Here is a 9,443-nt window from a genome sequence, read left to right as displayed (position 1 = left end):
GAGCAGCACGCCGCGCAGCACGTCGGCATGTGCGTCCAGCCAGGCGCCGTGGCCGGCCAGCAGCGCGGCGGCGTCGACATTCGGCGGGGCGGCGATCACCAGGTGCGCGGTCGGTGTTGCATGGCGTTCGCGCGTGCCGGCATGCAGCTGGTCCAGCAGGTCGGGCATGGCCAGGCACAGCGCACCGGCGCCGGGGTGCAGCGCCTGCAGCGAGGCGTAGTGCAGGCCCAGGCCCGAATACGCGCGCGGCAGCGCCGCCCGAAACAGGGGCCGGTTGCGCATCAGCGGCAGCAGTGAAGCCATTTGCTGCGGGTCGCGCTCCAGCCGCGCGATAAGGCGGGTGGAACGGTCGGTGACGTCGCCGTTGGCGCGCATGGCGGCGATGCGCAGGCATTCGTAGTCGTCGAGCAGTGCTTGCGGCCCGCGGCCCGCCGCCACCCAGGCCAGCCGCCAGGCCAGCGCGAACGCATCCCCCATGCCGGTGTTCATGCCGGTGCCGCCGATCGGGCTGTACAGGTGGGCCGCGTCGCCGGCCAGCAGCAGCCGGCCGCGGCGCAGCCGGTCGGACCAGCGCTGGTAGAACGGCGCGCGCGACAGCCACACCGGCGGGCCGCGGAACACGTCGCCCAGCCGCGCCGAGACTTCCCGCACGATGGTGTCGGCCTCGGCCGGGCCTGGCGGCGGCAGTTCGCCGTCTTGCTTGAGCACCACGCGCCAGTGGCCGCCGCCCAGCGGCACCAGGATGAAGAACAGGTCGTCCCACACGTAATAGGCGGCCTGGTCCTGGGGCGCATCGAGTTCCAGCGGAAAGTCGCCGAGAAGGAAGTGCATGGGATAGCGCGTGGATTCGAAGCGCGCGCCCATGGCCTCGGCCACCGCGCTGTGCTTGCCCTCGCAGCCGATCACCCAGCCGTAGCGCCGCGTCTGGCAGGCGCCGTTGGCGTCCATCAGCTGCACCTCGACACCATCGCCTTCCTGCGCCGCCGCGACCAGCCGCAGTTGCCGCTCGACGGCCACGCCCTGCCCCGACAGCGCGGCCCCCAGGTCGCGCTCGGTCTCGGCTTGCGGCTGCGCGATGAAGGGCCCAAAGCGGCGCGACGCGCGGTGCACCGCGATGGCCGCCAGCCTGCGGCCTTCCCAGTGCACGGCCAGCCGGTTCAGCGGCGCGCCCCGCGCGCCCAGCGCATCGTGCAGCCCGAGCAGCGCGAAGCTGTAGCGGCTGGCCGCGTTGATGGCCAGCGCCTTGCTGTCGCGCTCGGGCTGCGCCTTCGCATCGATGATGTCGAAGGCGCAGCCGTAGGCTGCCAGCGCGTTGGCTAGCGTCAGCCCGGTAGGGCCGGCGCCGGCGATCAGCACGGGCTTGTGGTGGTTGTGGTTGCTGCGCGGCATGCGGTCCTCAGCCGGCCAGGCCGGCCTCCGCGCCCTTGGGGCTCAGCTGCCGCAGTGCCTCGGCCACGGCCCGCGCGGCATGCCGGCCCTCGATGCGCGAGAGCAGGTCGCGCCGGCACAGGCCGACGTGGAAGTCGATGCCCGAGACGCGCTTGCCGGCCTGCAGGAACAGCACGTCCAGCACCAGCTCGCGCTGCCCGTCGCCGGTGCCCGACTCCACCACGCCGACGCTGACCTCGGTGGGCAGCGGAAAGGCGTAGGTGTCGAACTTGCAGTCCAGCCGCTGCAGGATCAGCCCCCACGAGGCGCCGTCGGCGCGCGGGCAGTGGCGTTCGATGCTGGCGATCACCGCCTGGCGCGCCGCCTCGATCAGCAGCATGGCGCCCATGTGCTGGCCGGTGACGTGGTCGGACAGGCGGTCCGCGCCGTCGTCCACCAGCAGCGCGAAGCGCCAGCGGCTGTCCACGCGCTGGGGCTCGGACACCAGCACGTAGTCGGTGTGGCGCTTGTGGGTGAGTTCCAGCGGTGCGCGCGGCGGCGCCAGCGCGACTTCGGCCGCGCCCAGGCCGGCGAGCCGTTCGCGCAGCAGCGGCCCCACGGCCAGGTCCATGCCCTGGCCCATGAACACGCGGGCGCCCGAGAAGTCCGCGCCGTTGTGCAGCATGGTGCCCAGCTGCGACTGGGTGAGCACCGAGGGCGGCCGGGCGAAGGCCGCGTAGTCGTCGCCGACCACCAGGTACACGTCGTCTTCCATGGTTGGTCCTCCTCTAGGTGTTGGATTGGGTGAGCGCGGTGGCGAAACGGTCGGCGATGCGGCCCACCATGCCGGCATCCAGCAGCGGCTCGGTGTAGACCCAGGTGGCCAGCAGGTCGCCCCGGAACTCCACCGCATGCAGCGCGAAGGCGTGGTTGCCGGCCAGCCGCCGCGCGAGCGGCAGGTAGTCGGTGACCTCGAATTGCGGCCACGCGTGGCGCAGCGCCAGCACGCCCAGGTTGGTCAGGCCAAAGCCGCCGAAGTGGCTGCCCTGCACGGCGGCCTTCATGCCGGCGCGCAGCACGGCGGGCGGCACGGAACGCAACCGCATGCAGTGGCGCATCACGGCGCCGAGCAGCACGCGCTGGTAGGCCGCAGCGACCTCGTGCAGCGTGCCAGCGGTTGCGTCGATGCGCGTGTCGGCCACGGCCAGGTAGCAGCCGAGCGTGCGCTGCAAGCCACTGTCTTGCGGCAGGCAGGCGCGCAGCGACACGGCCGTCTTGAAGTCCACGACGCCGGCGTACAAACCGGCCTCATGCGCGGCCACCGCGAGGCAGGCGCCGAGCAGGGAGTTCAGCTCCAGCCCGCTGTCCTTGCAGCGCATCTTCAATGCTTGCAGCGCGCCGGCGTCCAGCCGGATGCGGTGGTAGGCGGTGCGGCGCTGCGCCAGCGGCGCGGACACGGCGTGCGGGATCGCTGGCGCCGGCGGCGCCAGCGCTTCGGGCGCCTCGGCCGGCTTGAGGAAGCTGTCGATCGCCGGGCCCAGCGGCACCGGCGCCTGTGGCGCGGGCGCCTCGCCGCGCTGGAACGCGTCGCACAGGCCGAGCAGTTCCTCCAGCAGCGGATTGAACGAGTCGCCGTCGAAGATCGCGTGGTGGTAGCGCAGCACCAGCAGGTGCTCGCCGCCGGCTTCGTCCGACAGCAGCGAGGCGCCCCACAGGGCCTGCGCGGGATCGACCAGGCGTTCCAGTTCCCGCGCCATCGCGGCCTGCCATTCGCCGGGCACCAGCCGGCCGGCCAGTAGTTCCACCGCCTCGAACGGCGCCGCCTCCAAGAAGCAATAGCCCTCGCCTCGCGGGCACAGCATGCAGCGCAGCGCCTGGTAGCGCGCGTGCAGCAGCCGCATGGCGCGCCCGAGCGTCGCCGCGTCGAACGTGCCGCGCAGGTGCACGCCCTGCACGCCTTGCGTGGTGCCGGCCGCGTGTTCGTGCGCGGCCGCCATCGCCGTCTCGATCTGCCCGAGCCCGCGCACGGCGTCAACCATGGATGGCCCCCTGTGCGGTGGGCGCGGCGAAGGTGCGCTGCCACTCCGCCGCGTAGCGCGCATCGGTCGGCACCAGCACGCCCTGGCCGACGGCGTCCAGCATCGGCTGGTCGGAGGCGTCGTCGCCGAAGGCGATGCAGCGCGCCAGGTCGACGCCACGCTCCAGCGCGAAGGCGCGGATCGCGTCGGCCTTGTGCGCGCCGATGCAGGGCATGCCCTGCATCTGGCCGGTGTAGCGGCCTTCCACCGATTGCGGCACCGAGCACAACACGGCCTCGACGCCGATGGCATCGGCCAGCGGCTTCACCAGTGCGGGGAACGAGCCGGTGACCAGGCACACGCGCAGGCCCACTTCGCGCTGCGCACGCAGCAGCGCCATGCCCTGCGCGTTGTAGAAGCCGGCCTTGCGCGACTGCGCGTCGAACCAGGCGCGGCCGGCCGCTTCCACGTCGGCCACCGCCAGGCCCTGGAACACGCTGAAGTAGTAGCTGTTCAGGTGCTCGCGCGCGATGCCGTCGCGCACCCGGTCGCGCAGGCCGTCCCAGTACCGTGTGAAGCGCACCGGGTCCATGCCCGGCAGCGCCCACAGCCGCGCCAGGAAGCTGATCAGGCTGCGGGTGTTGATCAGCGTGCCGTCCACGTCGAAAAAGGCGTAGGCCACCATCAGGCCTCCACGGCGGCGGCCCCCGCCGGCACCGGAGATGGAGCGCCCGCCGGCGCGGCCACCCGCTTGGCCAGCAGGCTGGCCATGGTGCCGCCCATGAAGCGCTTCCACTCGAAGTCGCGCAGCAGCTCCTTCGGGCCGCCCGGCTTGGACAGCGCGCGCAGCAGCTGCGCCTGCGGCCCCTGGCCGCGGAACGACGGCCAGTCGGTGGCGAAGACGATCTTGTGGCCGATGCCGTATTCCATCAGCGCGTTCACCCGGCGCATCGGCTGCGCGGCGTAGGCGCTGATGTCCAGGTACACGTTGGGGCGCGAGGTGCACAGCATCACCGCCTCGTCGCTGTAGCAGTTGCTGGCGTGCGAGATGATGAAGTCCACGCCGGGGAACAGGCGCGAGGGCTCTTCCACCATGCGCGGGTGCGACAGGTCCAGCTGCAGCGCCGAGGCCGTGCCGCCGGTGTGCACCGACACCGGCAGGCCGCGGTCGCGGCAGATCTCGTAGAACGGCCACAGCGCGCGGTCGCCCGGATGCACGCCGCAGGGCGGGTACAGCTTCATGCCGTCGAAGCCGTGCGCGTCCAGGCTGCGCTCGAACAGGTCGGCGCTGTCCCTGCCCCAGCGCGGATCGACGCCGAACATCACGTGAAAGCGTCCCGGATGGCGGTCGCGGATCGCCCGGTGCCGCTCGATCATCTCGGCGATGGACAAGCGCGCGTCGCGCAGCGCGAAGGTGAAGTCCGGCAGCATCAGCACCGAGCGCGCGATGCCGGCATCGTCCATCTGCCCGACCAGCGCGTCGCAGTACGGGTCGTTGAACTGCGCCTCGCAGGCGGCGTGCACCCGCGCCTTGGGCACCGGCAGGCCCTGCGCCTCCATCCACTGGTGCGTGTGCTCGGCGATGGCCCGCACGAAGGTCGGCGACAGGATGTCGGTGGAGGCGACGAAGGCCTGGCCGTCGATGACGGGCACGCCGTCCATGTCCGGCACCGTGGCGTGTTCGCGCACTGTCATTGCGCCACCGCCCGTTCCACCAGGTCGATCACGTCCTGCACGGTGCGCACGTCGGCCATGGCCTCGCCCAGGCGGCTGACGTCGATGCCCAGGCGCTCCTCCATCTTGAAGGCCAGCGAGATCTTGGCCATGGAGTTGATGCCCAGGTCCGCCAGCTCGGTCTGCGGCGTGATGGCGAAGCCATCCTGAAGCTTGCGCGGGATCACTTCCCGCACCATGGCGAACAGGGCGGCCGCGAGTTGTTCCTTGGACTGCGGCGCAGCCGATGTGGTGTTCATGAAGCGTCTCCGGTGCTGATTCCCATCAGCTGGTTGCGAAAGCGGCCGAACACGGTGCTGCGGTCGACCTTGAGATTTCGGTTGAGCAGTCCGCTGTCCATCGTGAACTGCTGCTCGGTGAACACCAGCTTGCCGATGCGCGACGGCGCGGGCAGCGTGCGGTTGACGGTGTCGACGTGCGCCTGCACGGTGCGGCGCGTGGCCTCGGTGGCGCTGTCGCGCAGCGACACCAGCACCGCCACGCAGGGCAGGTCGCCGCCGCCGAAGACCACGGCGCGGCCGACGTCGGTGCTCATCTCCACGGCGCGCTCGATGTCTTCGGGCTGGATCTTGTAGCCGCCGGCGGTGATGAGGATGTCCTTCTTGCGGCCGGTCACGTACAGGTAGCCGTCGGCGTCGAAGCGGCCGATGTCGCCGGTGGCGATGCGCCCCGGCCCGGTGAAGGTCTTCTTCTCTTCTTCTGGGTCCAGCCCCATGTAGCCGTAGGCCAGCAGGTGCCGGTGGTTGAAGACGATCTCGCCGTCGTCGGCGATGCTGACCGCGCCAGGGTAGACCTCGCGGCCGACCGCGCCCAGCCGCACCTTGCCCGGCACGTTCCAGCTCAGGAAGCCGGCCTCGGTGAGGCCGTAGGCCGAGTACAGCCGCAGGCCGATGGAGTCGAAGAACGTCAGCGTGGTGTGGCGGATCGGCGCCGCACCGGTGATGGCCATGCGCACCTTGCCGCCGAAGGCATCGTGGAACGGCTTGAAGACGATGCGCCCGAGCGGCAGCCGCCAGGCTTCGGGCAACCGCGGCAGCAGCCAGCGCATCGCGTCCCAGGGTTTGCGCACGCGCGCGGGCAGCGCCAGGTAGCGCCCCTCCACGGTTTCGTACAACAGGGGCGCCGCGCCGATCACCGTGGGCCGCATGTCGCGCAGCGCGTGGAACAGGCGCAGCGGCGTGGTCAGCCCCAGGTCGAAACCGTACTGGATGGCGGCGTACATCATCCAGCGCTGCTGGAACGACGACAGCGGCAGGAAGGCCAGGATCAGGTCGTCGGGGCGAAAGCGGAAGTCGCGCCCGAAGGATTCGATCAGCACCTCGGTGCCCTTGCGGCTCACCTTCAGGCACTTCAGCCGCCCCGAGGTGCCGGAGGAGAACACCAGCGTGAACAGCTCGGGGTCGGGGTCGGGCTGCAGGCTCTCGGCGCTGCGCGCGGCGATGGCCCCGTCGCCCTCCAGCCGCATCGGCACCACCCAGGGCGTGGCGTCGGCGCGCTGGCGCTCCGGCGCCACCAGCAGCAGCGCCAGGCGAAAGCGCTCGGCCAGCTCCAGCGGCGGCAATTGGCCGAAGTGCTCCACCGGCGTGGGCACGCAGATCGCGCCCAGCTGCAGCAGGGCCAGGTCGTGCACCAGCCATTCGTAGCAGTTGTCGGCCAGGATGCCGACGCGCACGCCGGCGCCGATGCCGGCCGAAGCCAGCCGCACGGCGATGCGGTCGACGTCGGCGGCCAGCGCCGGGAAGGACTGCTGCCGGACGTCGTTGCCCTGGTGGTAGACCACCTTCTGCCGCGGCAATGTGCGCAGGCGGGACGTGAGTACGCTGAGCATGTGCGGTCCTCGCGTCAGGCCGGGCCGCCGGGCCAGTGCGGCTGCTGCTCCATGCGGTCCGCGAAGCGCGCGAACTCGGGGTGCGGCACCATCTCGAACGCCGTGCGGAACGTCTTGTAGAAGCGCCCGAGCACGCCGCGGTCGATGCACAGGTGGATGGGAATGGCCAGCATCGCGGGCTGCCAGCCGCCGGCGATCCACAGCCATCCGAGCAGCACCGCCGTGTTCAGCGGAATGCCGTGGATCACGTTGTAGAGCACGTACATCCAGCGCGGCACCACGCCCTTGCCGCCCAGCTTGCGCGGCCAGAAGTGCACGGTGGCGGCCGGGTAGTAGCCGATCACGTCCTGCCAGGCGATGGCGAAGAAGAAGTGCCAGTAGTTCAGCCCGGCGCGCTGCACGACCAGCAGCCCGAGCAGCACGGCCAGGATCACCAGGTAGTCCAGGCGCATCAGCCAGGCCGTGCGGCGGGTGAAGAACAGGTTAGCGGGGTCCATCGCGCAGCGCCTCCTTGGGGAACGTGCCGAGCAGGAAATCGCACAGCGGGTGGGTGATGTTGAAACCGTGGCTCGCCATCAGCCGGCGGTCGTGATGGGCGGCGTGCATGCGCTTCAACAGGCGCATGTAGCCGAAGCGGTCGAAGAAGCGGCACATCGGCGTGCTGGGCGCCAGGTGGTAGTAGAAGTGCAGCAGGTCCAGCTGCAGCAGGCTGAGCGCGATGCCCAGCGCGAAGCCGCCCGCCGCCGGCAGCCCCCACAGCCACAGCAGCGGCGGCGCGAAGGCGAGGTTGAAGGCGATGAAATACGCCACGATGGTGCCGGTCGGATGGACCGTGATGTGGTAATCCTCCATGCGCGGCGAGGTCATGTTGGCCGCGTCGAAAAAACCGTGGTGCTCACCCGCGTGGCGCTGGTAGGAGCGGCGCAGGCCGGGCTGGCGGCGGTGCGAGACCCAGCGGTGGTAGGCGTACTCGAACAGGTTGAACACCAGCAGCGAGGCCGCCAGCGCGATCCACGCGGCGCGCGCCGGCCGGCCCATGGAGCCCATTGCCAGCGCGCTCGCCACCGCCAGCGCGGCATACACCAGGGCGTTGTTGCGCACATTGGCGCGGCCGTCGTAGCGCCGCGGCAGGATCTCGCTGCGGTAGTTGGCGCGGTAGCGCTCGATGGGGTCGTTCATGGCCGCCTGCATCACGCGATCCCGATGCGCGCGGCGCGCGCGGCGTGTTCCTGGCGGATCTCGGCCAGCAGCAGCCGCACCTGGTCCTCCTCGGTCACCGAGGCCATCTTGCGGCCGGGGAATATCTCCACGTCGCCCATCACCGCCATGTACTGGTTGGCGCACTCCTGGTACAGGCCGATGTAGTGGTTGATGACCTGCTCGAAGGCCTCGGTCATCAGCCCGGAGAACTGTTCCAGCAGCGCACGCAGCCTGCCGCGGCGGTCGGCGTCCAGCCCCTGCAGGTGGCCGCGGATCATGGCCTCGCCGAAGCCGACGTGGTGCGCCTCGTCGGCGAAGGCGCCGCGGATGATCTGGCTGAGCGATGGGTCGATGCGCGACCAGTACTTGATCTCGTAGCGGTACAGCGGATAGGCCATGCCTTCCATCACGATGTTCTGCGCCAGCGAGCCGGCGATGAAGTCGCCCTTGTCCACCTGCTCCAGGATCAGGTCGTAGAAGTTGCGCACCGCCGGCGTGGTGTAGCGCTTGACCAGCGTCTCGCGCTTGGCCGGCGGCACGCCCAGGTCGGCCATGCGGCGGCAGAACACTTCGTAGTGGCGGCATTCGTCCATCACCTGCGTGCCCAGGTAGATCTGGCTGGCCTCGTCCGGCGCGCAGCGCAAGAGGCCGGCCACGGCCTCGAACGAGGTCTTCTCGCCGCCGATGAACACCGCCACGTCGATCAGGTAGACCTGCCGCAGCAGCGGGTCGGTGAACAGCTCGGGGATGACTCCCGTCTCCACCGGCGGGCGGCCGTAGCGCGTGTTCTTCAGGGTGCGCCAGGCGGTGCGTTCCAGCCACTGCTGGATCGACCAGCTGCCGTTGTCCCATTCGGTGGCGGCAAAGGCCGGCGTGTCGCGCGAGAACTGCGCTTCGATGTCGGGTTGGGTGGTGTCGGTCATGTTCATTCAGGCTCCCCACAGGACCAGGCTGATGGCGTCCAGCTTCACCTGGTCCTTGTCGCTCGCGAAGATTTCGAGGTCGCCCTCCAGGAAGGCGTCGGCCGGGTTGGAGCGCCCGTCGAACACCGCCGCCAGCACGGCCTCGGCGGCGCGCAGGTGCACCACGTGCCCGGCGGGCGCTCCGTCCTCCGTGTCGTCGCCGGTGTCCACCGATGCGATGCGGCAGGCGCGCACCGGCAGGTAGCGCTTGGTCCCGGAGTCGGTGGCCTCGACCACGATGGTTGGTTCCCAGCCCTTGATCAAGCTGGCGATGCGCGGGTGGGTGTTGGCCTTGTCCTTGAACAGCACCAGGGTTTCGATCAGGTCGGTCAT

Annotated in this window: 11 protein-coding genes; all 11 read right to left on the bottom strand. The window is 70.7% G+C overall.

Annotated features, from left to right (window positions below; genetic code table 11):
- The coding region (locus tag H0U68_RS24180) for an FAD-dependent monooxygenase (protein ID WP_296359567.1) at nt 1-1,389 on the bottom strand (1,389 nt) is incomplete at its 3' end.
- Between the two features lie 7 nt (nt 1,390-1,396).
- Nucleotides 1,397-2,143 carry an AfsA-related hotdog domain-containing protein gene (locus H0U68_RS24175; protein WP_296359565.1) on the bottom strand — a complete coding sequence of 249 codons (747 nt, stop codon included), beginning with the start codon at nt 2,141-2,143 and terminating at the stop codon, nt 1,397-1,399.
- A 13-nt stretch (nt 2,144-2,156) separates the two neighbouring features.
- Nucleotides 2,157-3,407 (bottom strand): condensation domain-containing protein, encoded by a 1,251-nt coding sequence (locus tag H0U68_RS24170; RefSeq protein WP_296359563.1) that lies wholly within the window; start codon nt 3,405-3,407, stop codon nt 2,157-2,159.
- Nucleotides 3,400-4,071, bottom strand: a complete 672-nt coding sequence (locus tag H0U68_RS24165) for an HAD-IB family hydrolase (RefSeq protein ID WP_296359561.1) — start codon at nt 4,069-4,071, stop codon at nt 3,400-3,402. Before H0U68_RS24165 ends, H0U68_RS24170 begins: the two co-directional genes overlap by 8 nt.
- Nucleotides 4,071-5,081, bottom strand: coding sequence for an amidohydrolase family protein (locus H0U68_RS24160; RefSeq protein WP_296359558.1), 1,011 nt, complete (start codon nt 5,079-5,081; stop codon nt 4,071-4,073). The genes H0U68_RS24165 and H0U68_RS24160 overlap by 1 nt, the downstream gene beginning before the upstream one ends.
- On the bottom strand, nt 5,078-5,359 hold the full coding sequence (locus H0U68_RS24155) for an acyl carrier protein (protein ID WP_296359556.1): 282 nt from the start codon (nt 5,357-5,359) through the stop codon (nt 5,078-5,080). Before H0U68_RS24155 ends, H0U68_RS24160 begins: the two co-directional genes overlap by 4 nt.
- Nucleotides 5,356-6,948: an AMP-binding protein gene (locus H0U68_RS24150; RefSeq protein WP_296359554.1), complete on the bottom strand. Its 1,593-nt coding sequence runs from the start codon at nt 6,946-6,948 to the stop codon at nt 5,356-5,358. The genes H0U68_RS24155 and H0U68_RS24150 overlap by 4 nt, the downstream gene beginning before the upstream one ends.
- 14 nt (nt 6,949-6,962) lie before the next feature.
- Complete coding sequence (locus H0U68_RS24145; protein ID WP_296359552.1) at nt 6,963-7,445, bottom strand: hypothetical protein; 483 nt, start codon at nt 7,443-7,445, stop codon at nt 6,963-6,965.
- Complete coding sequence (locus H0U68_RS24140; protein WP_296359551.1) at nt 7,432-8,127, bottom strand: hypothetical protein; 696 nt, start codon at nt 8,125-8,127, stop codon at nt 7,432-7,434. The genes H0U68_RS24145 and H0U68_RS24140 overlap by 14 nt, the downstream gene beginning before the upstream one ends.
- 11 nt (nt 8,128-8,138) lie before the next feature.
- Nucleotides 8,139-9,077 (bottom strand): long-chain fatty aldehyde decarbonylase, encoded by a 939-nt coding sequence (locus H0U68_RS24135; RefSeq protein ID WP_296359548.1) that lies wholly within the window; start codon nt 9,075-9,077, stop codon nt 8,139-8,141.
- Complete coding sequence (locus H0U68_RS24130) at nt 9,078-9,443, bottom strand: hypothetical protein (RefSeq protein ID WP_296359547.1); 366 nt, start codon at nt 9,441-9,443, stop codon at nt 9,078-9,080.

Origin of the sequence: Ramlibacter sp., from assembly GCF_013697775.1 — a bacterium.
Classification (GTDB): domain Bacteria; phylum Pseudomonadota; class Gammaproteobacteria; order Burkholderiales; family Burkholderiaceae_C; genus Ramlibacter.
This window is presented reverse-complemented; position numbering and strand designations above follow the sequence as displayed.

Coding starts and splice junctions, on each gene's coding strand:
- H0U68_RS24130 (WP_296359547.1), bottom strand. CDS start 9,443: ATGACCGACCTGATCGAAACCCTGGTGCTGTTCAAGGACAAGGCCAAC.
- H0U68_RS24150 (WP_296359554.1), bottom strand. CDS start 6,948: ATGCTCAGCGTACTCACGTCCCGCCTGCGCACATTGCCGCGGCAGAAG.
- H0U68_RS24145 (WP_296359552.1), bottom strand. CDS start 7,445: ATGGACCCCGCTAACCTGTTCTTCACCCGCCGCACGGCCTGGCTGATG.
- H0U68_RS24165 (WP_296359561.1), bottom strand. CDS start 4,071: ATGGTGGCCTACGCCTTTTTCGACGTGGACGGCACGCTGATCAACACC.
- H0U68_RS24170 (WP_296359563.1), bottom strand. CDS start 3,407: ATGGTTGACGCCGTGCGCGGGCTCGGGCAGATCGAGACGGCGATGGCG.
- H0U68_RS24155 (WP_296359556.1), bottom strand. CDS start 5,359: ATGAACACCACATCGGCTGCGCCGCAGTCCAAGGAACAACTCGCGGCC.
- H0U68_RS24140 (WP_296359551.1), bottom strand. CDS start 8,127: ATGAACGACCCCATCGAGCGCTACCGCGCCAACTACCGCAGCGAGATC.
- H0U68_RS24135 (WP_296359548.1), bottom strand. CDS start 9,077: ATGAACATGACCGACACCACCCAACCCGACATCGAAGCGCAGTTCTCG.
- H0U68_RS24160 (WP_296359558.1), bottom strand. CDS start 5,081: ATGACAGTGCGCGAACACGCCACGGTGCCGGACATGGACGGCGTGCCC.
- H0U68_RS24175 (WP_296359565.1), bottom strand. CDS start 2,143: ATGGAAGACGACGTGTACCTGGTGGTCGGCGACGACTACGCGGCCTTC.